Source organism: Roseovarius sp. MMSF_3350, from assembly GCF_030733425.1.
Lineage (GTDB): Bacteria > Pseudomonadota > Alphaproteobacteria > Rhodobacterales > Rhodobacteraceae > Roseovarius.
Genome location: NZ_JASHIZ010000015.1, coordinates 29,287 through 48,780 on the forward strand (window position 1 = coordinate 29,287; position 19,494 = coordinate 48,780).

The following is a 19,494-nucleotide window of genomic DNA, read 5'->3' on the forward strand; positions in this document are numbered from 1 at the left end:
TCGAGAAAAGATAAAACTTGAAGACTGGAAACTTTTACATTCCGACGTGGCGGGAAGAGGTACGCAATCTTTCCTCGATGTCGCGCAGAACCGACCTGAGATCCAGGGCAGGCTGTGCACTCTTGCTGCCGAACAGAAAGATATCAACCGGGCGCAGGGCGATGTGATCCCTGGTCGGTGGCGTTATGGTTTCGCTGGACAGAAGGTGGGCCGCAAGGGCGCGAAACCGCGGAATATCTTCGGTGGCGGCGTATTTCCGCAGCCGGCGCAGCTGTTTCTTCAAATGCAACTTGCGGCGCAGGGCGAGGGTGGCGGATGATGCCCCCGAGCGGCCTCGGAGCGCCAACAAGACAACGATGATCGTGGCCCCGGAAAAAACCGCGATGTGCGCTTGGCCGACGCCGATGTCCTTGCGCCAGCCGGCCGCGGCGTTGTCGCCAAAGCTTGCATAGCCGATGGGCGCGGCGGGCAGTATGGCGGCACGCGCCGTGCGGGCCTCCGTGTCGAAATAGGGAATCGTGACCTCTGGCAGCACGCCGGGCTCTCCGGTGATGGGGCGCAGTTTCCAGACCCAGACCAGGGTCGTGACAGGACCCTGCGAGGTGACCTGGAAGTCGCGCTCCTCCGGCGGGGTGAAGGTGATCAGCCACGGCTCGCGCAAGGCGGGTTGTTGCGGCATCATCTCGGGCGTGGCGCCGAGCGCGCGAAGCACGACCCGGCGCGTCACGCCTTGTCCGTCCTCTAGCTGCGCCGCGTCGGCGTCCCACGTGTCGGAGACTTCCAGCGCGCGGACGGGGAACCATGTCTCTTCGGCGCGTGCGGGTTTTTCAACCACCTCGATGCGCACCGGTTCGGATCGGACAAGCACGGTTTCGCGTTGTCCGCTGTCGCCGGGGACCTCCAGTTCATGCACGATAGGCAGGACCTCCAGCGTTCCGGCGCGCTTGGGAAAGAAGGCGATCCGCCGCTCGAACACCCGCGACATGCGCCCGTCGACGCGCTGGTCGGTCCATTCGTCCTGGCCCAGCCGCGTCCAATCGAAATCGGTCATGCTGCGCAGCTTCAATTCCTCGTTGGTGATGGTCTCGCGATAGATCCCCCGGATCGTGGCAAGGATCATCTCGCCCTCCATCGGGGCTTCGTCGCGCGGGTCGAGCACCAGTTCGAGGCTCAGCGTCTCGTGCTCCTGTGCGGCCAGGGGGGTGGCGAGCAACAGCAGGAGTACCAGGATTTTCACCATCGGCTGGGCTCCTCTCGATGGGCCTCGCCGTCCTTGCGCCGGCGTTCCATCTCGGAGGCGATGCGGCCCTTGAGATAGGCCCCAGGCGCATCGGCCAGCGAATCGAGCCAGCCCATATCCGCCGCCGCCGTCCGCTCGCCGGTGACCGAGCGTTTCAGGCTGGCACGCTTTGGGTCGCGTTCCGCCGCCTGAATGGGCCGCGCGGGGGCGTCGGGATCGAAGGCCGCGGTTTCGACGCCGCCTTGGGACAGGATCGTCTCGATGCGTCCGTGGCCGCGCGCTTCGCCGATCACCGGCTCGATCAGGGCCGAAACGACCCGGCGGTTGTGCTGCGCGTCGGCATCGTAGCGGTCGGCGAAGAGCACGGCATCGAAATAGGCGACCGACAGGCTGTAGTCGCCTGTCGCGGCCAGGGTCATGCCCCGGTTGTAGGTGGCGCTGCGGCCGATCTGGGCGAAAACGGCGTCGGCCTCGGCATAGCGTCCGGCCTGGAAGAGTGCCGCGCCGCGCGCGCCGGGGTTTTCGATCAGGGGCAGGGCAAGCGCGGGATGGCCCGCGCGCCAGATCAGCTTTGCCCAGCCCTCGGGGCCCGCGGCGGTGGCGCAGAACAAGGCAGCGGCAAGGATCGACAGCGAACCGCGGCTCATGCTTCATCGCTTCTGCGCAAGAGGAAAGCCAGTGGCAGCAACGCGAAGGCCAGCAGCCACCGGCCCTGATCGGCGTAGCGCAGGTTTCGCAGGGTGGGGTCCGACGCGACTGCTCCCTGACGCTCGGACAGGATCTTTTCGACGGTGGCGATATCTGTGGCGTCCGCGATCATGCCGCCGCCCGCCGAAACGATGGCGGCCAACCCGTCGCGATCAGGCGGCGGCATCCCGTAGGGTGGCTCGTCAGGCGGGACGAAGACGGCCGAGACGCGTATACCCTCGGCGGCCATCTGGCGGGCACGGTCCAGCGCCTCGGGGCCGGCACCGCCGCCGTCGGAGACCAGCACGACATCCGGATACGCCGCGGCGGCGTCGGTCAGGGTCTGGCGCGCGAGGTCGAGCGCGCGGTCGGGACGGCTGCCGCCGACCGGAATCGTTTGGCTGTCGGCCACGGCGATGACCGTTTGCAGGGCGGCCGGATCCTCGGTCGGCACGCTGACCAGGAAACTTTCGGCGGAATAGACGGCCATGGCGACGGGCCGCGTGCCATGACGGTCGATCAGGCGCGATACGGCGGCCTGCGCGTCGTCGAACCCGCCGCCCTGGGTGACCGAGGGCGAAAGGTCCATCAGGATCATCACGGCGTCGAGGTTTCGCAGCACCGGCGCGTCCGGGTCTCGCGTGGCAGGGCCGGCCAGTGCCAAGGCGGTCAGCCCGCCTGCCATGGCCAGCAACCACGGGTCGATAGTGCGGCGCCCGTCCGATACATGCCCCAGCTTGCGCAGCGCCGAGAGCAGTTCGGGGTCGATCACCCGGCGCCAACGATCGAGCCCGCGTGCGGCCCAGGCGACGGCGCCGCCGGCCAGCAAGGCCAGCGGAATGCCGATCAGCCACAGCGGGCGCAGCAGCACGAACTCCCCGCCGTCCGTCATGCCGCCTCCCGCGCCTGCAGCCCGAGCGCCGTGGCCAGCAACGCGAGCGCCGCGCTGGCCAGCCATGGCCAGTATTCCTGCCAGCCCCGAACCGGCGGCGAGTCGGCCAGGCTCGGTTCAAGCCGGTCGATGGCCTCGGTCACCGCCAGAAGGTCCTCGGTGCTGCGCACGCGAAAGGTTTTGCCGTCTGCGGCCTCGGCGATGCGGCGCAAGGTTTCGCTGTCCACCGCGTCGCGCGCATCCCGGGCGGTCTCGAGGTCGGCGGGACCGAGCGCGATGGTGTAGACCCGTACGCCCAGCGTCTTGGCGGTGATAGCGGCGGCAACGGGATCGACCGCGCCGGTCGTGTCCTGCCCGTCCGACAGCAGCACGATGACGCGGCTTTCGGCCTCGCGCTCGCGCAGGCGTCGAAGCGCCAGGCCAAGCCCGTCGGCGATGGCCGTGGCCTTGCCCGAAACCCCGATCTGGGCGGTTTCGATCACCTGTGCGACGGCGGACACATCATGTGTCAGGGCCGCCGCCACATAAGCCCGGTCGCCGAAGACGACCAACCCGACACGGTCACCCGTGCGGCCGCGGACAAAGCGGGCGCCCACGTCCTGCACCGCTGCAAGGCGTGACACCTGCGCGCCGTTCAGGGTGAAGTCCTCACGCTCCATCGAGCCGGAAAGGTCGAGCGCAAGGACGATATCGCGCCCCGAGGCCGGCACAACATCGAGAATGCGCTCCGCGCGCGGGCCGGTCAGGGCGGCGACCAGCAAGACCCAAGCGAGGATCAGCAGGGTTGTGCGCGCATGGAGCCGAGCCGGAGACGTGTCGGTGGGCCGGAATGTCTCTGCGATGGCCGGTGGCAGGCTTATGGCACCTTCCGCGATCCGGCGCTTTGGCAGAATGCGAAACAGCAGAAGTGGTAGCACCAGCAGCAGCGCCGCCCAGGGGGCTGCGAAACTCATTGGCGCGGGCCTTTCGCGGCGGCGATGATGGCGGCTTCCAGCGGGGCCGGGTCGAACCGGCGGCGCGGGTTATAGAGCGCCGGGCCCAGCCCGTCGGGAGGCGTGCCGCCATGGTCCAGCAGGAGTTGCGTGAGACCTGCAAGCCGGGCCTGCGGTGCGGCATCGGACAAACCGGCGATGGCGGCGCGGGCGGCCTCGGCCGGTCGTGTCTTGCGCACCGTTGCGAACCGGGCGATCCGTGCAACCAAAAGCCCCGCAACCAGACCGAGGGCCGCAGCCGCCATCGCGTCCTGAAGGCCGAAGCGGGCAAAGCTTTCGGGTATGCGGATATCGGCCAGATGGGCGGTCAGGTCCTCGGGTGTCATGCGGCCTCCGGAAGTACCGGGTCTGCCGCGTTTACGATCCGGTGGGGGATGCACCGGGCTGCAAGGTGGTCGGCCGAGGCGGAGGTGCCGAACCGGCCGCGGGTGATGCGCCCGCAGATACGTGCCGCAAAGCGCCCGGTTGGTGGTGTGGCCTCCACGCTGTCGCGGATCAGCAGGAGTTCGAGCGGGCATTTCTGCATCAGGGCCGCCGCCGCCCTGCCGAAATCCGCGCCGGGCGCGTCAAGCCCGGTTGCGATCTTTACAGCCGTGCCGGGCGCTGCACGGGCGGAGATTGCCTCGAGGAGCACCGCGAGGCTGTCGTAGCCGGCCTCCGGCGCATCGAGTGCGGCGGCATGGGCGCGTGAGAATGCGCCCGCTGCGCGCAGCATTGCCGTTTCGCGCGGGCGCGGGGCCATCATCTCGATGGCGCTGCCGGTGACGAGCATCGCGCCCACGCGCCCGCCGGCCAGCACCGCGCGCCAGCCCTCCACCGCCAGCGCCTCTGCGGCGGCGACCGAGCGGAAACGCCCGCGGGTGCCCCAGAGCATTGGCGGGCGAAAATCGGCGACCAGAAGCGGGGTGTGTTCCACTTCCTCGTGGCGGCTGCGAACCTGGGGCCGCCCGCTGCGCGCCGTGGCGGCCGGATCGATCCGGCGCAGGTCGTCACCGTCCTGAAACGGGCGCAGGTCGAAGAGATCGCCGCCCTCGCCGCGGCGCGGACCGGAGAGACCACCCGCGAGCCCGTGGGAGAGACCGGGCGGGTGTTTGCCCGCGACGAGGCCGCCGATCGCGACGAGACGGTCGAGTGAGACCTCCGCCCCCGATGCTCGGGGCAGGCTCATAGCGGCGCCACACCGGCGAGGATCTCGGAAAGGATCGAGCGGGCCGTGTGGCCTTCGGCCTGCGCCCGCCATGTCGGCGCCATGCGGTGGCAGAGCACATCGGGCGCCAGGGCCGCGACGTCTTCGGGCACCGCATAGTCGCGACCGTGCAGCCAGGCACGGGCACGGGCGCTCGACGCCAGGGCAAGCGTGCCGCGCGGGCTGACCGCGTGGCGGATCCGGTCGGTCACGTCAATGGCCTCGGTCGCGCGGCGCGTCGCCATGACCAGCGCTACTATGTATTGCTTCAAGGCGGGCGACAGGTGGACCTGAAGCACGTCTTCCTGCATGGCGGCGAGCGTCGCGTGATCCAGCGTTGGTGCTTCGCGCCCGGCATGGCTGCGCAGTTCCGCCTCGACAAGGTCGAGAATTTCCATCTCGGCGGCCTCATCGGGCAGGTCCAGCATGACATGCATCAGGAACCGGTCAAGCTGCGCCTCGGGCAGGGGAAAGGTGCCTTCCTGCTCCAGCGGGTTCTGCGTGGCGATGACCATGAAAGGGTCGGGCAGGGCACGGGTCTGGCCACCGGCGGTGACCTGGCCTTCGCCCATCGCCTCGAGCAGCGCGGATTGCACCTTGGGCGGCGCGCGGTTGATCTCGTCGACCAGGACAAGATTGTGAAAGACCGGGCCGGGCAGGAAATCCATCGTGCCGCTGTCCTGCCGGTAGATCTGTGTGCCGGTGACGTCAGACGGCATCAGGTCGGGCGTGCACTGGATGCGGGAAAAGCTGCCCTCGACCCCCTCGGCCAGCCGCCGCACCGAGCGGGTCTTTGCAAGGCCCGGCGCGCCTTCGATCAGGACGTGCCCGTCGGTCAGGAGCGCGATCAACAGCCGTTCCACGAGCACCGCGTGGCCCACGAGGCCGAGTTCCATACGAGCCGCCAGCAACGCCGCGGGGTCTGCCCGAGTGCCTGTCGTCCTGTCTGCGATATCCTCCATCCGGTCCTCCTTTTGCCCGTGACACAGAAACATGGCCGGGACATGCAAAGAAGATCTCGCTGACCTTTTCGGCGCATGTCGGGCAAATTGCCCGAGACATGACGGCCGGTTTGCCCGATCCTCGGGTGCAGTACATTTCGGGAGGGAATGACATGAGCCTTCGGTTCCGACTGGTTCTGACGCTCTGGCTGGTGACGGCACTGGCCGGGGCGATCACCCTTGGCCTGGCAGCAACAGATGCATACCGGAGCGCCCGCAGCGATACCCAGACGACGCTGACGCGGGCCAGCTATGTGCTGGAGCGGAACTATCACATGGAGCCGCGCGTGGGCGACCCGCTCTATGCCGAGATGACGTCGATCAAGCTTCTGGGTGTGATGGCGCCGGGCACCTGCATCCGGTTTGACCAACGGATGATCTCGGAGCGGCGGCTATGTGCCGGCTGGCAGGTCTTCGGGCAGATCGCGCCCGGCTGGTTCCGCGACCTGTCCGAACGCGTTTTCGAGCCGCCCGCGCCGGTCGCGCGGTCCGGATCGGCGTCACAAAGCGGCGCGTTCCGTGTCGAGGCAACCTTCGATCCGGTGGCCGCCGCGACGCTGGCCTGGCAGCGCACACGGCTGGCCCTGTGGCAGACACTGGCGATGGCGGCAGGCGTGCTGATTTTGGGCTCTTTCGCGATTGTCTGGCGCCTGGGGCCGGTGCGCGGCATCGTCGCCGGGCTAGACCGGCTGGCCCACGGCGACCTCGATGCGCGGGTCGAACTGGGTGGCGCGCGCGAGTTCGGCCAGATAGCGCAGGCCGTCAATCATTTGGCCGAGCGCCTGAGAGCCAGCGCCGAGCGGAGCCGTGCGCTGACCCGCAAGCTGATCGAGGTCGAGGACGTGGAGCGGCGCCAACTGGCGCGCGACCTTCATGACGAGTTCGGTCAGACGCTCACCGCGACGGCCGCGCTTGCCGCTTCGATGCGCTATGCCGCCTCGGGGGACCGCCCCGATATCGAGCGCGACGCGGGGGCCGTCGGTGATAATATCCGCAACATGATGGATTGCCTGCGCGGGGCGTTCGCGCGTCTGCGACCGCCGGATCTGGAGGAGGTCGGCCTTGCCGCCAGCCTGCGCACGATGCTGGGCGGGTGGGAAAAGCAGCGCGGCACCCGCCTGACGCTCGATTGTGACCTGGACGAAGGCGGGATGACGGATGCCGTGGCGCTGGATCTCTACCGCATCGTTCAGGAATGCGTGACGAACGCTATGCGGCATGGCGCACCGGAACATGTTCGCGTGATGCTGCGGCAGGTGGAGGGAAGCATCACGCTTACCGTCGAGGACGATGGAGGCGGGACGCTGGCCCGGGAGCGGCCGGGTCATGGCATCCTAGGCATCACCGAGCGGACGGCGGCCATGGGCGGGCGATTGAACATGCAGCAGACGATAGACGGCGTCAGGGTCGACGTGACCGTTCCCGGCGCGATCATGCGAAGCGCCGCATGACCGAGCATCGCATCATGATCGTCGATGACCACCCGGTCGTGCGCGAGGGGTATCGCCGGCTGATCGACCTGCAACCGGGCCTGCGCATCGTATCCGAGGCCGAAGACGCGCGCAGCGCCTACATTCGTTTCCGGGAGACGAAGCCGGACGTGGTGGTGATGGACGTGACCTTGCCCGGCGCAAGCGGCATCGAGGCGATCCGCCATATCCGGCAGTACGATGAGACCGCCAGAGTGGTGGTTTTCACGATGCACCAGGGATCGGCCTTTGCATTGAAGTCTGTCGAGGCCGGGGCGGCGGGGTATGTCACCAAGAGCAGCGATCCGGCGAACCTGATCAACGCTATCCTTGGGGTGCTGGAGGGGCGGACCGTGATCTCGCCGGATGTAATCGAGTCTATCGCGCAGGACCGGATTGCCGGGGCGGGCATCGGCCTTGACGAGCTGAGTACACGCCAGACCGAGATCCTGCGCCTGCTGGCAAGCGGATGGCCCGCGGAGAAGATTGCCGATGCCCTGTCGATCAGCCTCAAAACGGTGCGCAACAACCACTACCAGATCAAGAGCGTCCTGGGGCTGGAAACCGACGCGCAGATGGTCTGGTTCGCTCTGAAGGCAGGGCTGGTGGACGGGTCGAGGGACGCGCAAAGCTAGCTTTTGATAATGCCGGGCCAAGGCCAACGGTGGATACTGGTGCGTCACCGAAAATTTAGCTTTTGACGCCGTTTTGACACTAGGGATAAATTGAGGCGTCGAATTACGAAATTCGGGACAATGAAAAACTATAAACTGACCGACTTCGATGCCGTGCTCGCAATCAGCCGCAGAGGGACGTTCCGGGCCGCGGCACTCGATTTGGGGATGTCGACGAGTGCTCTCAGCAATGCGGTTTCCAAGCTGGAAGGGCAGTTGGGGGTGCGCCTGTTCAATCGCACGACGCGCAGTGTCTCGCTGACCGAGGCGGGGCACAGATTCGTCGATCAGGTCAGTCCGGCGGTGCGGGATATCCATCAGGCGTTGGACACGGTCCGGTCGCAACAGGAGACGCCTTCCGGCACCTTGCGCATCAACACCTTCGTCACTGCCGCGCAGGAAATTCTTGCGCCGCTGGTCCTGGAGTTTCTGAAGCGGTTTCCGGAGGTTCAGATCGATCTCGTGACCGAGGGGAGCCTTGTGGACATCGTGGCGGACGGATTTGATTTCGGGGTGCGCAGCAAGACGCTCGTGCCGTCGGACATGATCGCGATTCCGCTGGGGCCCGCGCGCCGACATGCCGTCGTGGCCGCGCCGTCCTATTTCGCGAACCGGGATGTCCCGCGCGTTCCGGCCGACCTGAAGGCGCATACCTGTATCCGCGTCCGCCTGCCGAACGGCGCGCTGTATCGCTGGCAGTTCGAATCCGAAGGCCAGCCAGTGCATGTGGACGTGGACGGGCCACTGACCCTGGATGAGGCCAGCCTGGCGCGCACAGCGGTCCTCGATGGTGTGGGCATCGGGTATTTCATGGAGTCGAACGTGCGCGAAGATATCGCGGCGGGCCGGCTGGTGCGGATCCTCGATGACTGGACCCCGCCGATTGCGCCGCTGTGCCTGTATTACCCCAGCCGGCGCAACCCACCGGCCGCGTTCAAGGTGTTCGTCGACCTTGCGCGCGAGTTGGCGCGCTCGGCACGGGCGGCGTGAAGAGTGGCCGGGCTATCGCCGGAACGGGGCGATGGCGAAGGCGCGGGCAAGGTGGTCGATGAAGGCGCGAAGCGCCGAGGCCCTAGCGGTGTCGCGCGAGAACACGGCGTAGATTGTGCCCTCGACCGTCGAGATGTCCGGCAAGACCCGCATCAGGTGGCCGGCTGCAATATCCGGCATACAGGCATGTTCGGGCAGCAGGGCGACGCCCAGCCCCCTGATCGCGGCGTGCCGCAAGGTGGCGATGTCGCTGGTGACAAGCCGCGGAGAGACGTCAATTGTGTGGGGTGTGCCAGCCCGGTCGAAAAGCGCCCATTCGCGGCTGTCGCCGGGCAGGCACAGGGTGGGGACAGTCTGCAAGTCCCGAGGCGTCAGCAGATGGCTTGTACCGGCAAGGGACGGCGCGGCAACCAGGATGCCACGCGACACGCCGAGCCGCCGTACGACATGCGAGGCGCCGGCCTCGACCTGCGACCGCGCGCGGATCGTGATATCCACATCGTCCCTGACGAGGTCGAGCGGGCCCGCCATCGCGACCAGTTCGATCCGGACCTTGGGAAAGTCGGTGAGGAAATCGGCGATGACATCATCGAGCAGATCATCCAACAGCCCCGGCGGACACCCGACGCGGACGCGGCCCGAGGGCCCGTCGCTGTCGCTGGCTGCAAGCCTTGCCGCGTCGAACGCGTCGACCATCGTCTTGCCGTGATCCGCAACGATACGCCCGATGTCGGTGGGTCGCATGTTGCGCGTCGTTCGCTCCAGCAGGCGCACGCCAAGATCCTGTTCGAGCCGGGCGATGGCCTTGCTTAGGGTGCTTTTGGGTATGCCGAGGTCCCGCGCTGCGGCTGCGAAAGAGCCTTTGTCGACGACTTTCCTGAAGCGGGCCAGGTCATCGAGGCTGGGCGTTTTCGGCATGTGATTGTCCATCCGGGCAGACAGTGAAACGAAATTCCACTCTATAGTGGCGACGGTTGGGCGCGCATAGCTTTCCTTTCTCAACAAGAGGAAAGCGACATGACAGATCAAGAACCCGTCCGGCTGGCAATCGTCTATTACAGCAGTACCGGCAACACCTACACGATAGCACGGGAAATCGCCGCAGGCGCCGAAGCACGCGGCGCCGCGGTCAGGATACGGCGGGTGGCGGAACTGGCGCCTGACGCGGCGATCGATGCGAACCCGGCGTGGCGGAAACACCTCGAGGCCACGCGCGAGGTTCCCGTGGCGACTCACGAGGACCTGGAATGGGCGGACGGTTTCGTTTTCGGCACGCCGACGCGTTTCGGACTGCCGGCTGCGCAGTTGAAGCAGTTCCTGGACACCTGCGGCGGTCTGTGGATGAACGGGGCGCTGACGGACAAGGTCGTCAGTGCATTCACCGGGGCCGGTAACGTTCACGGTGGACAGGAATCCACCCTGCTTGCGCTGCATAACGTGTTCTACCACTGGGGCGGGATCATGGTGCCTCCGGGCTATACCGATCCGGCGATCCATGCGGCCGGCGGAAATCCTTACGGCACCAGCTTTACCGACGGGCAGGGCGCGGCGCTGCCCCAGACGACGTTGCAAGCGGCGCGGCACCAGGGGTCGCGGACGGCCACATGGGCGCAGGCGGCGCGACGTGTCAGGGCAGGGTGAGAGCGCAAGGGCGGTCCGGGGGCATGGCCCCCGGACTCTCAGTCAGAACGCCAGAGGTGCGTTGTCCTTGACTTCCTTTAACACGAAGAAGGTACGGATCTGGCGGACGCCCGGCAGGGTGATGAGTTTGCGGCCGTGCAACAGATTGAACCCTTCCATGTCGCGCGTCCTGATCTTCAGAAGATAATCGAAGTCTCCGGCGACAAGGTTGCAGTCCAGGACCTCTTTCATCCCTCCGACAGCCTCTTCGAACTCGGAAAAGCTCTCGGGTGTGGAGCGGTCCAGCACGACGCCGACCATCACGAGCGTGCCCAGCCCCACGCTGGCCGGTGCGATCTGCGCGCGGACGGACGAGATGTACTTCTGTTCGATCAGGCGCTGGGTGCGGCGGTGGCATGTCGCGGCACTCACGTTCACCAGTTGGGCCAGGTCGGAGTTGGGCACGCGGGCGTCTTTCTGCAGCGCGCGCAGGATGTTTCGGTCGATCCGGTCGAGGTCCGGACTGATGGGATCTTCCGGCATTCTATGCCCTTTTGCGGCTTTCAGGCGCTCTTGTGCACCTTTCTGGATCATCTAAGACACAGATCGGGTGTGGGTGAAAGCGTGCTGTGGGCGCCTCGCCGCGTGTGGCGCGCGCAAACCGGGGGCGAAGTCGGCAGGTCGTGCGGATCGAAGGGCTTGCCACCGATCCGCTGACGTTTCGCTTATGCCCCGGCTTCGACGGGCATTGCGGTGTGCGCCAGTTCGTGCTGAAGGCGGATCATGTCGGCGGCACGTTCCCCGATCACAACGCAGGGGGCCATCGTGTTGCCGGTGGTGATGCGCGGCATGATCGAGGCATCGGCGATGCGCAGGTTGTCGATGCCGTAGACCTTGAGCTGATGATCGACGACCGACATCTCGTCCCGTCCCATCTTGGCGGTGCAGGATTGGTGCCAGTAGGTGACCGCGGAGTTGCGGATAAAATCGGCCAACGCCTTGCGATCCCGCCTGCCGGGCGCGACTTCCTGCCGGACGAGGGGCGTGAAGGCCTGGTGGTTGCCGAGCTCGCGGCACATCGCGACGGCGGCAAAGGCGGTCTCCAGATCCTCGGCCTCGCTGAGGGCGTTGGGCTCGATCAGGAGCGGATCGTCGGCATCCGGCCCGGACAGCCGCAGGCGGCCCCGGCTTTTCGGCTGGGCCAGCCCGGCGAACATGGTCCAACCATGCGGGGGCGTCTCGATGCCGGCTTCGGCGGGCGCGGGCACCGGGAATTCGAGCTGGCATTGCAGGATATCCGGCTGTCGGAGGCGCGAGTCGCTCTGCCAATAGAGCGTCGCCTCGCACCCGCCGCCGCCGATGCCTTCGGGCTTGTGATAGGCCCAGGTACAGCCGAAGGCGAGGTGGTCCTGGTGGTTGCGGCCGACGCCGGGAAGGTCGCGCACGATCGGGATGCCGTGGGCGGCGAGCTCTTCCTCGGGGCCGATGCCGGACTGCATCAGCACCTTCGGCGTCTGGATGGCGCCGAGCGACAGGATCGTCTCGCAACGCGCGCGGATCTGCCGGGGCTTGCCGTCGAGCAGGAGTTCGACGCCGGTGGCGGAGGTGCCCTCCAGCAGGATGCGGGTGACCAGGGCGCCGGTCAGGACGGTCAGGTTGGGCTGGTGCATGACGCGGTGGGTGTAGGAGCGGAAGATCGACTGGCGCCGGCCGTCGCGGATGCGCAAATCGGCGATCGCGGCGCCGCCGGGGCCTTCCATCATCGCCCCGTTCGGGCTGTCGAAAACCGGGATGCCCATCTGGCCGGCGGCCTCGAGCATCGCGCGGGCGGCGGGCTGAGGCGAGGCGGGTTGTTCGACATGGACGGGGCCGCCCTTGCCGCGCCGTTCGTCGTCGGGTGTGCCCTGCCAATCCTCGATGCGGCGGTAGTAGCCAAGGACGGATTGGTACCCCCAGGCGGGGTCGCCGGATTCGGCGGCGAAGTGATCCCAGTCTTCCTTGTGGCCACGGGCCCAGACCATGACGTTGATGCTCGACCCGCCACCCAGGCCCTTGCCCATGCTGAGCGGAAGCCTGCGGCCATTGAGGGTCGGGCTGGGTTCGCTAGAGAAGCCCCAGTCGCGCTCGCTGCCGAGGTTCAAGGGCCACATGGCGGGGTTGGTGACCGTGTCTGCCGTGTCGTCGCCGCCGGCCTCGACCAGGAGAACGCTGACCTCCGGCTGTTCTGCCAGCCGGGCGGCGACGACCGAACCGCTGGACCCGGCACCGCAGACGATGAAATCGTATTCGGAGCGAAGCGCTTGGCGCAGGGCATTCTGGTTTTCCGCGACGTCAATGTCGTGTCGCGAGAGGTCAGGATTGGTGTCCATAAGGATCTCCTTGGGGATGTTTGTCGTCTGGTCGAAATGGGTCAGATCGCGATCACGTGGTTGCGGCGGGGCGCAACCAACAGACCACCATTGGTGGTTTCACCGTTCACCGGGGTGGACGATGCAGCGCCGACCGTTGGCCATGCGGTCTGGAGCCGGTGTTTCGGGGCCCGACGGGCAAAGGGTCAGGGGCTCAGACGGTCGGAACGGTTCCACCGTCTATGGTGTACTCGGTGCCCGTGATCGTGGCCGCGCGATCCGAGGCCAGAAAGGCGATCAGGCTGGCGACCTCGTCGGGTTTGGTCGGGCGGCCTATGGGGATGCCGCCGAGCGACTGCATGATGATCTGCTTGCCGCCTTCGTAATCGGTCCCCGTCTCCTCGGCGAGGCGCTGGGCGAGGCGCACCGATGCCTCGGTCTCGATCCAGCCGGGGGAGACGCGCAGGACGCGGACACCTTTCGGGGAGACTTCCTTGGAGAGGCTCTTGCTATAGGCCGAGAGCGCGGCCTTGGCCGCGGCATAGGCTGTCGTGGCCTCCGGCAGGGGCAGGAGACGCTGGATCGAGGTGACGTGGATGACGACGCCGTGGCCCTGAGCCACCATCTGCGGCACCAGCAAGCGGTCGAGCCGAACCGACGGGAACAGGTTCAGGTCAAGCTCCCTTTGCCATTGATCGTCATCGAGTGCCGCATATCCGCCACCCGGTGCGGAGGATCCGCCGACCATGTGGACGATGATGTCGATGCCGCCCAGCTCGTCTTTGACTGCGTCGGCAACCGCCTTGCAGCCTGCGGGTGTCGTCAGGTCTGCGGCAACGAATGCGTCGGCATTCATCTGGTCCGGGCGCGAGCGCGCGGTTGTCAGGACCGTCGCGCCGAGCATTCGCAGCAACTCGACGGTGGCGGCGCCGGCGCCCTGGGTGCCCCCGGTCACGAGTGCGCGCTTGTCTTTCAGGTTGAGAAAATCGTGCATGATCCGAGCTCCAGATTTATCGCTGAGTGTTGCTTGCTGGAAAACCTAGGCAATATGTGTGGTTTGGATAACTGGGATAAACGAGTATGCGCTGTTCTGAATTTCCGGATAATGGCATTATCCTGATTTTCGGGATTTGACGTATCGATTTATCCACATTCTTAAATTTTCATCTGGTCCTAAATTGGCTTTCAGCGCGACTGGCAGAGGTCGCAGCGCCTTGAACCACAACAGGAGAATGACCATGAAACCCGAACTACCGACAGTGATCGCCAAGTATTTCTCGGCCGACAAGAAGGGCAACGCGCAAGCTATAGCGGAGTGCTTTACGGAGGACGCCGTGGTCGTTGATGAAGGAAATACGTACAAGGGCCGGGAGGCGATCCGGCAGTGGATGGCCAATGCCTCGACCCAATATACCTATACCGTCGAGCCGTTTTCCCTGACCGAGGAAGGTGAGCGCACGATCGTGACCAGCCACCTTGTCGGCAACTTTCCCGGCAGCCCGGTCGATCTGCGTTACCTGTTCCGTCTCGAGGGGGACAGGATCGCGGAGCTGGAGATCGTTCCCTGACGAGACGCGTTGTCCGGGGCGGTGTGTGATGTTCGAGACCTTTTGCGAGCTTGTTTCGAGATCAGACGTCGACGTGACAGCAAACGCCCGCGCCGGACCGCATCAAGAAACGCAGGCATGTCGTCTGACGTGCCTCGCGTTTATTGAAGCGGTCCTTGCGGGTGGTTAGATGGCAGTGCTTCTGGCGAGTTCTTCGCTTGTCACGCTATCCCTGTCCGCGCTCAGCTTGACCGCTCCGCGTTCGATCACATAGAAACGGTCGCCGAGGTCGAAGGCAAAGCTGAAATACTGCTCGACCAGGATGATTGCGATGTCGCCCTGGGACCGCAGCAGGCGGATTGCCTCGCCGATCTGCTGGATCACGTTGGGCTGGATGCCCTCGGTCGGCTCATCGAGGAGCAGGACCTTGGGCTTGGTGATGAGCGCGCGGGCGATGGCAAGCTGCTGTTGCTGCCCGCCCGACAGGTCTCCGCCGCGCCGGGGCATGAATTCCTTGAGGATCGGAAAGAGGTCGAAGATATCGTCGCGCAGGTGGCGTTCGCTGCGCGGCAGGCAGGCGAAGCCGGTCTCGAGGTTTTCCTCGACCGTCAGGAACGGGAAGATGTCGCGCCCCTGTGGCACGTATCCGATGCCGCGCCGCGCCATGTCATAGGCGCCGAGTTTGCCGACGGTCTCGCCCGCCAGCGTATAAGTGCCACCCGAGCGGGGATGAGTGCCGGAGAGCGCCTTGAGCAGGGAGGTCTTGCCGACGCCGTTGGTGCCCATGATGCAAGTCACTTCGCCCAGACGTGCGCCCATGTCGATGCCGTTCAGGATCTGGCTGCCGCCGTAGTGGAGGGTCAGGCCCTCGACGCTCAGGATGTCATCGGCCAAGATACACCTCGATCACGTTTTCATTCTTGGTGACATGGTCGATGGAGCCTTCGGCCAGCACCGAGCCTTCGTGCAGCACCGTGACCTTGCAGCCGAGGCGGCGGACGAATTCCATGTCATGTTCGACGACGACGACGGCGCGGGTTCTGGCGGCTTCGCGCAGCAGGTCGGTGGTCTTCTCGCGCTCGGCGGTGGTCATGCCCGCCGCGGGTTCATCGACCAGCAGAAGCTGCGGTTCCTGCGCCAGCAGCATCCCGATCTCCAGCCATTGTTTCTGACCGTGCGAGAGTTCGCCAGATTTGCGCTGAAGCGCCTGCGCGAGGCCGATCGTGCCCGCCAAATCGGCGACGCGGTCGCGGTCTTCGGCGCTGGGCTTGAAGAAGAGGACGGCGAAGGGCGAGCGGGGTTTGCGCAGGGCCATCATCAGGTTCTCGAACACGGTCTGGTCCTCGAACACGGTGGGGCGCTGAAACTTGCGGCCGACACCCGCCATGGCGATGGTGCTTTCCGATTTGCCCAGCAGGGAGATGGGCGGCTCGCCCCAGAGCACGCGGCCTTCGTCGGGCTTCGTCTTGCCGGTGACCACGTCCATGAAGGTGGTCTTGCCCGCGCCGTTGGGGCCGATGACGGCGCGTAGTTCCTTGTTGGCGATAGAGAAGGACAGGTTGTTCAATGCCTTGAAACCGTCGAAGCTGACCGAGACGCCGGAAACCTCCAGAAGCTGGCTCATTTGTCGGCCTCCTGTTCGCGCAGAGCGCCCTGGTCGGGGCCGAGGTCGGCGCCGTGGCGGTTGGGGGTCAGGCAATCCGCCAGCAGGTCGAAGAGCCCGCCGATTCCCTTGGGGGCAAAGAGCGTGACCGCAACGAATGACACGCCAAGCAAGACCGTCCACCAGTCGACCCACTGGATGCGCCAGCTGCCCAGCACGATGTCGGGGGCCTGTCCACCAGTGAACCACGTCGATAGAAGCGATACGAAAGCGGCGCCGATGACTGCCCCGTAAAGCCGCCCGCGCCCGCCGATGGCGACCCAGACGGCGAGATAGATCGAGGCGATGGGCGCCAGTTCGGCGGGGTTGATGATGCCGGCCTGCGGGTAATAGAGCGCGCCGGCGATGCCGGCGATGACCGCCGACAGGGTGAAGACGAAAAGCTTGTACGCCTCGACCGGGTAACCGAGGAATCGCACCCGGGCCTCGTCATCGCGGATGCCGCGCAGGACCGAGCCGAACTTGCCCGACACGACCCATGTGGCCAACCAGAAGCCCAAGGCGAGAGCAAGCGCCGAGGCCCAGAGGAACCACACCGAGACGACGGATTGCGGGACATTGCCGAGGCCGGGCAGGTTTTGCAGGCCCGAAAGGCCGTTGTTGCCGCGCAACCCGCTGTCGTTCTGAAAGAGGTAGAGGGCGAGGGCGAGGGTCATCGCCTGGGTCAGGATCGACAGGTACACTCCCGTCACCCGGCTGCGGAAGGCGAACCAGCCGAAGACCAGGGCCAGCAGACCGGGCACCAACACCACGGCGGCAAGTTGCAGGGGCAGGGAGTGGGCGACCGCCCAGATGGGCGGGAACTCGGACGCGCCGACGACGCCGAAGATCTGGCTGGCGATGCCGTCGGAGATTTGTTCGGGCGTGGGCGGCAGTGCTTGTGCGGACATGCTTTCGACCACGATGAGGCGGGTGCGTTCATACATCAGCCACATGCCGATGGCGTAGCCGCCCAGCCCGAAAAAGGCCATGTGCCCGAGCGACAGGATTCCGCAATAGCCCCAGACGAGGTCCATCGCCAGTGCCACGAGGCAAAGGCAGAGCGTCTTGCCCAGCGTCTTGACGAAGCTGGTGGAAATCACGCCGATGCCGAACCCTTCGGACAGGATGGTGACGCCGACAGTAAAGAGCGCGAGGCAGGCCATGAAGATCAGGATCGCCGGAAAGCGCAGAGCCAAGGGCTGGCGCGGGGCGGTGCCGGTTAGGGTGCTGTCGGTCATGTCAGGCCTCCGCCGCCCGGCCCTTGAGCGCGATGATGCCGCGCGGCCGGAACTGTATGAAGAGGATGATGAAGAGGATCATGTAGGTCTGGGCCGCCAAGGTATTCGAGGGGTTGAGCCATTCGATGCCTTTCTGAAGCGAGCCGACCAGCGTGGCGCCCAGCAGCGTGCCCCAGATGTTGCCGACGCCGCCGACGACCACGGTCATGAAGCTTTGCACGATGTAGTCCGCGCCCATTTCGGACGTGACCTTGGCGTATAGCCCGATGGCAACGCCCGCGATGCCCGCGATGCCCGAGCCGAAGCCGAAGGTCAGCATGTTGATCCGGTCGGGGTTGATGCCCATAGAGGCCGCCATGCGGGGGTTCTGCGTCACCGCGCGCACCTCCAGCCCCAGCCGGGTGCGGTTCATCACCAGGAGGAACAGCGCAAGGAAGAGCAGCGCCAGCACGAAGATCGCGATGCGGATATAGCTGATTGAAACGATGTCGTTGAATACAAGCGACCCGTCGAGCCAGCCGGGGGCCGTCAGCGGGCGGGCCTGCGTGCCGAAGATGTTCTTGGCGATCTGTTGCAGCGCGATGGAGATGCCGAAGGTGGCCAGCAGCGTTTCCAGCGGGCGGTGATAGAGCCAGCGGATGACCAGCCGTTCCATCGCCACACCCGCCGCGAAGGTCACGGCAAAGGCCAGCGGGATGGCGAGGATGACCGACAGCGTCTGGTCGGGGATGATCTGCTGCACGACGAAGCCGGTATAAGCGCCCATCATGATGAATTCGCCATGGGCCATGTTGATCACCCGCATCACGCCGAAAGTGATGGCGAGACCGATGGCGGCGAGGAAATAGATCGAGCCGAGCGAGATGGCATCGAGCGCGAGGTCTGCGGCCTGATTGACCGCGACGCGGGTCTCGATGCCGTTGAGCGCGTCCATCGCGGCCATCGCGACGGCAGGCGGGGCGCCGGTGAAGATCTCGTAGAAGGTGTATCGGTCCAGCGTCTCGTCGATCTCGGCCTCTGTGGCGACGGGGTCGACCGTGCCTTGCTCGGCCAGCTTGGCGTAGGCCATGTCGCGGGCGTCTTCGGTGTCGAGGGATGCCACCTGGATGCCAGCGACAGCCTCTCCGTCTATATTGGCGACAAGTGCTGCAGCCTTGTCGGCGCGGCTGATGCGGGGCTTGGCGAAACCTTCGGTGACCAGAAGGTCATAGGCCGCTTCGCGCGTCAGAGCTTCGGAGCCCGGTTTCAGGACGCGGGCAACTTCCGGGCCTTCAGGTTCGGTTTCGGTCGCCTCGAGGTCTGTCGTGACCAGCGGGTTGAGCGCGCCGCGCAGGTCGACGCCCAAGTCACCCTTGAAGCTTTCGATGGCGGCGATGCGTTCGTCTTCGGTTTCACCGAAACGGATGGTCAGCAGACGTTCGAGCCGTTCCGCGCGAGCCTTGAGGGTCGGACTCGTCTCGGCCTCGATCGCCTCGCGCAGGGGGGCGAGGTGCGAGGCTTCGGCGTCACGCTCGATGTTATTGATTGCGGTGCGGCGGGTGGCGATGTCTTCGGCGGTCAGCTGGAACTTGACCAGCGCGGCACCGATCATCTTGCGGACACCGGAATTGGGTTTGGACTGGTCGTAGTCGTCGTCGGGCAACTCGCCCAGGGCCGTGTCACCGGCAAAGTCGAAGCCGCGGATCGTGTCGCGGTCGATCTCTTCGGCCCAGATGAAAAGGCCGGTCTCAACGTTGCGCCAGAGTTCCTTGTCCTGCCATTTGCGCAGGACGGTCTGCGCCTCGGGGAGGCCGCTGGATGCGATGGCGTCGATGGTGGGCGCGACCTTGGTGCGCGATGGCTTGGCCAACTGGTCTGCATGTACCTGCAGGAGTTGCTGGATCGGTGCGTCGGCCTGTTGCGCCGTTGCGGGCAGACATGCGACGAGGAATGCGAGGATCAGCGGCAGGCGTGCCATGCACGGGC

Annotated in this window: 21 protein-coding genes; 6 read left to right on the forward strand and 15 right to left on the reverse strand. The window is 65.9% G+C overall.

Annotated features, from left to right (window positions below):
- Positions 1-34: 34 nt before the first annotated feature.
- From RBB31_RS14450 to RBB31_RS14475, 6 genes are read right to left on the reverse strand one after another with little or no spacing between them, the layout of a single operon-like run.
- Positions 35-1,240, reverse strand: a complete 1,206-nt coding sequence (locus RBB31_RS14450) for a hypothetical protein (RefSeq protein ID WP_306130007.1) — start codon at positions 1,238-1,240, stop codon at positions 35-37.
- A complete protein-coding gene (locus RBB31_RS14455; RefSeq protein WP_306130008.1) occupies positions 1,234-1,887 on the reverse strand; it encodes a hypothetical protein in 654 nt (217 codons plus the stop codon). The genes RBB31_RS14450 and RBB31_RS14455 overlap by 7 nt, the downstream gene beginning before the upstream one ends.
- Complete coding sequence (locus RBB31_RS14460; RefSeq protein ID WP_306130009.1) at positions 1,884-2,819, reverse strand: VWA domain-containing protein; 936 nt, start codon at positions 2,817-2,819, stop codon at positions 1,884-1,886. Before RBB31_RS14460 ends, RBB31_RS14455 begins: the two co-directional genes overlap by 4 nt.
- Complete coding sequence (locus RBB31_RS14465) at positions 2,816-3,772, reverse strand: VWA domain-containing protein (RefSeq protein ID WP_306130011.1); 957 nt, start codon at positions 3,770-3,772, stop codon at positions 2,816-2,818. The genes RBB31_RS14460 and RBB31_RS14465 overlap by 4 nt, the downstream gene beginning before the upstream one ends.
- Positions 3,769-4,137 (reverse strand): hypothetical protein, encoded by a 369-nt coding sequence (locus tag RBB31_RS14470; protein WP_306130012.1) that lies wholly within the window; start codon positions 4,135-4,137, stop codon positions 3,769-3,771. Before RBB31_RS14470 ends, RBB31_RS14465 begins: the two co-directional genes overlap by 4 nt.
- Positions 4,134-4,823, reverse strand: a complete 690-nt coding sequence (locus RBB31_RS14475; protein WP_306130078.1) for a DUF58 domain-containing protein — start codon at positions 4,821-4,823, stop codon at positions 4,134-4,136. Before RBB31_RS14475 ends, RBB31_RS14470 begins: the two co-directional genes overlap by 4 nt.
- Here RBB31_RS14475 and RBB31_RS14480 point away from each other — a divergent pair.
- Positions 4,719-4,946, forward strand: coding sequence for a hypothetical protein (locus RBB31_RS14480; RefSeq protein WP_306130080.1), 228 nt, complete (start codon positions 4,719-4,721; stop codon positions 4,944-4,946). The genes RBB31_RS14475 and RBB31_RS14480 overlap by 105 nt on opposite strands.
- Positions 4,947-4,975: 29 nt before the next feature.
- Here RBB31_RS14480 and RBB31_RS14485 read toward each other — a convergent pair whose 3' ends face one another.
- Positions 4,976-5,959 carry a MoxR family ATPase gene (locus RBB31_RS14485; protein ID WP_306130013.1) on the reverse strand — a complete coding sequence of 328 codons (984 nt, stop codon included), beginning with the start codon at positions 5,957-5,959 and terminating at the stop codon, positions 4,976-4,978.
- A gap of 152 nt (positions 5,960-6,111) precedes the next feature.
- On the opposite strand from RBB31_RS14485, the gene RBB31_RS14490 reads away from it, so the two are divergent.
- The 3 genes from RBB31_RS14490 to RBB31_RS14500 all read left to right on the forward strand — a co-directional run bounded on the left by RBB31_RS14490 (position 6,112) and on the right by RBB31_RS14500 (position 9,131).
- On the forward strand, positions 6,112-7,449 hold the full coding sequence (locus tag RBB31_RS14490; protein WP_306130014.1) for a histidine kinase: 1,338 nt from the start codon (positions 6,112-6,114) through the stop codon (positions 7,447-7,449).
- Positions 7,446-8,102 (forward strand): response regulator transcription factor, encoded by a 657-nt coding sequence (locus RBB31_RS14495; protein ID WP_306130015.1) that lies wholly within the window; start codon positions 7,446-7,448, stop codon positions 8,100-8,102. The genes RBB31_RS14490 and RBB31_RS14495 overlap by 4 nt, the downstream gene beginning before the upstream one ends.
- A gap of 120 nt (positions 8,103-8,222) precedes the next feature.
- The gene (locus tag RBB31_RS14500) at positions 8,223-9,131 is read left to right on the forward strand and encodes a LysR family transcriptional regulator (protein ID WP_306130016.1); all 909 of its coding nucleotides are present in this window, start codon (positions 8,223-8,225) and stop codon (positions 9,129-9,131) included.
- A gap of 12 nt (positions 9,132-9,143) precedes the next feature.
- On the opposite strand, the gene RBB31_RS14505 is transcribed toward RBB31_RS14500, so the two are convergent.
- Positions 9,144-10,049 carry a LysR family transcriptional regulator gene (locus RBB31_RS14505; protein WP_306130017.1) on the reverse strand — a complete coding sequence of 302 codons (906 nt, stop codon included), beginning with the start codon at positions 10,047-10,049 and terminating at the stop codon, positions 9,144-9,146.
- A 99-nt stretch (positions 10,050-10,148) separates the two neighbouring features.
- On the opposite strand from RBB31_RS14505, the gene wrbA reads away from it, so the two are divergent.
- Positions 10,149-10,772, forward strand: a complete 624-nt coding sequence (wrbA, locus tag RBB31_RS14510) for an NAD(P)H:quinone oxidoreductase (RefSeq protein ID WP_306130018.1) — start codon at positions 10,149-10,151, stop codon at positions 10,770-10,772.
- A gap of 42 nt (positions 10,773-10,814) precedes the next feature.
- Here the strand turns inward: wrbA and RBB31_RS14515 are convergent, their stop codons facing one another.
- The 3 genes from RBB31_RS14515 to RBB31_RS14525 all read right to left on the reverse strand — a co-directional run bounded on the left by RBB31_RS14515 (position 10,815) and on the right by RBB31_RS14525 (position 14,093).
- Positions 10,815-11,294, reverse strand: a complete 480-nt coding sequence (locus tag RBB31_RS14515) for an Lrp/AsnC family transcriptional regulator (protein WP_306130019.1) — start codon at positions 11,292-11,294, stop codon at positions 10,815-10,817.
- Positions 11,295-11,476: 182 nt separating this feature from the next.
- Positions 11,477-13,120, reverse strand: a complete 1,644-nt coding sequence (locus RBB31_RS14520) for a GMC family oxidoreductase (RefSeq protein ID WP_306130020.1) — start codon at positions 13,118-13,120, stop codon at positions 11,477-11,479.
- A gap of 193 nt (positions 13,121-13,313) precedes the next feature.
- Positions 13,314-14,093, reverse strand: coding sequence for an SDR family oxidoreductase (locus tag RBB31_RS14525; RefSeq protein WP_306130021.1), 780 nt, complete (start codon positions 14,091-14,093; stop codon positions 13,314-13,316).
- Between the two features lie 244 nt (positions 14,094-14,337).
- Here RBB31_RS14525 and RBB31_RS14530 point away from each other — a divergent pair, with 244 nt between their 5' ends.
- Positions 14,338-14,667, forward strand: coding sequence for a nuclear transport factor 2 family protein (locus RBB31_RS14530; protein ID WP_306130022.1), 330 nt, complete (start codon positions 14,338-14,340; stop codon positions 14,665-14,667).
- A 165-nt stretch (positions 14,668-14,832) separates the two neighbouring features.
- On the opposite strand, the gene urtE is transcribed toward RBB31_RS14530, so the two are convergent.
- From urtE to urtB, 4 genes are read right to left on the reverse strand one after another with little or no spacing between them, the layout of a single operon-like run.
- On the reverse strand, positions 14,833-15,528 hold the full coding sequence (urtE, locus tag RBB31_RS14535; RefSeq protein WP_306130079.1) for an urea ABC transporter ATP-binding subunit UrtE: 696 nt from the start codon (positions 15,526-15,528) through the stop codon (positions 14,833-14,835).
- A gap of 1 nt (position 15,529) precedes the next feature.
- Positions 15,530-16,270 (reverse strand): urea ABC transporter ATP-binding protein UrtD, encoded by a 741-nt coding sequence (gene urtD / locus RBB31_RS14540; protein WP_306130023.1) that lies wholly within the window; start codon positions 16,268-16,270, stop codon positions 15,530-15,532.
- A complete protein-coding gene (gene urtC, locus RBB31_RS14545) occupies positions 16,267-17,529 on the reverse strand; it encodes an urea ABC transporter permease subunit UrtC (protein WP_306130024.1) in 1,263 nt (420 codons plus the stop codon). Before urtC ends, urtD begins: the two co-directional genes overlap by 4 nt.
- A 1-nt stretch (position 17,530) precedes the next feature.
- Positions 17,531-19,486 (reverse strand): urea ABC transporter permease subunit UrtB, encoded by a 1,956-nt coding sequence (gene urtB / locus RBB31_RS14550; RefSeq protein WP_306130025.1) that lies wholly within the window; start codon positions 19,484-19,486, stop codon positions 17,531-17,533.
- Positions 19,487-19,494 lie beyond the last annotated feature (8 nt).

Excerpts from the sequence above, each read along its gene's own strand:
- RBB31_RS14450 (WP_306130007.1), bottom strand. The coding sequence starts at position 1,240 with ATGGTGAAAATCCTGGTACTCCTGCTGTTGCTCGCCACCCCCCTGGCC.
- RBB31_RS14455 (WP_306130008.1), bottom strand. The coding sequence starts at position 1,887 with ATGAGCCGCGGTTCGCTGTCGATCCTTGCCGCTGCCTTGTTCTGCGCC.
- RBB31_RS14460 (WP_306130009.1), bottom strand. The coding sequence starts at position 2,819 with ATGACGGACGGCGGGGAGTTCGTGCTGCTGCGCCCGCTGTGGCTGATC.
- RBB31_RS14465 (WP_306130011.1), bottom strand. The coding sequence starts at position 3,772 with ATGAGTTTCGCAGCCCCCTGGGCGGCGCTGCTGCTGGTGCTACCACTT.
- RBB31_RS14470 (WP_306130012.1), bottom strand. The coding sequence starts at position 4,137 with ATGACACCCGAGGACCTGACCGCCCATCTGGCCGATATCCGCATACCC.
- RBB31_RS14485 (WP_306130013.1), bottom strand. The coding sequence starts at position 5,959 with ATGGAGGATATCGCAGACAGGACGACAGGCACTCGGGCAGACCCCGCG.
- RBB31_RS14490 (WP_306130014.1), top strand. The coding sequence starts at position 6,112 with ATGAGCCTTCGGTTCCGACTGGTTCTGACGCTCTGGCTGGTGACGGCA.
- RBB31_RS14495 (WP_306130015.1), top strand. The coding sequence starts at position 7,446 with ATGACCGAGCATCGCATCATGATCGTCGATGACCACCCGGTCGTGCGC.
- RBB31_RS14500 (WP_306130016.1), top strand. The coding sequence starts at position 8,223 with ATGAAAAACTATAAACTGACCGACTTCGATGCCGTGCTCGCAATCAGC.
- RBB31_RS14505 (WP_306130017.1), bottom strand. The coding sequence starts at position 10,049 with ATGCCGAAAACGCCCAGCCTCGATGACCTGGCCCGCTTCAGGAAAGTC.
- wrbA (WP_306130018.1), top strand. The coding sequence starts at position 10,149 with ATGACAGATCAAGAACCCGTCCGGCTGGCAATCGTCTATTACAGCAGT.
- RBB31_RS14515 (WP_306130019.1), bottom strand. The coding sequence starts at position 11,294 with ATGCCGGAAGATCCCATCAGTCCGGACCTCGACCGGATCGACCGAAAC.
- RBB31_RS14520 (WP_306130020.1), bottom strand. The coding sequence starts at position 13,120 with ATGGACACCAATCCTGACCTCTCGCGACACGACATTGACGTCGCGGAA.
- RBB31_RS14525 (WP_306130021.1), bottom strand. The coding sequence starts at position 14,093 with ATGCACGATTTTCTCAACCTGAAAGACAAGCGCGCACTCGTGACCGGG.
- RBB31_RS14530 (WP_306130022.1), top strand. The coding sequence starts at position 14,338 with ATGAAACCCGAACTACCGACAGTGATCGCCAAGTATTTCTCGGCCGAC.
- urtD (WP_306130023.1), bottom strand. The coding sequence starts at position 16,270 with ATGAGCCAGCTTCTGGAGGTTTCCGGCGTCTCGGTCAGCTTCGACGGT.
- urtC (WP_306130024.1), bottom strand. The coding sequence starts at position 17,529 with ATGACCGACAGCACCCTAACCGGCACCGCCCCGCGCCAGCCCTTGGCT.
- urtB (WP_306130025.1), bottom strand. The coding sequence starts at position 19,486 with ATGGCACGCCTGCCGCTGATCCTCGCATTCCTCGTCGCATGTCTGCCC.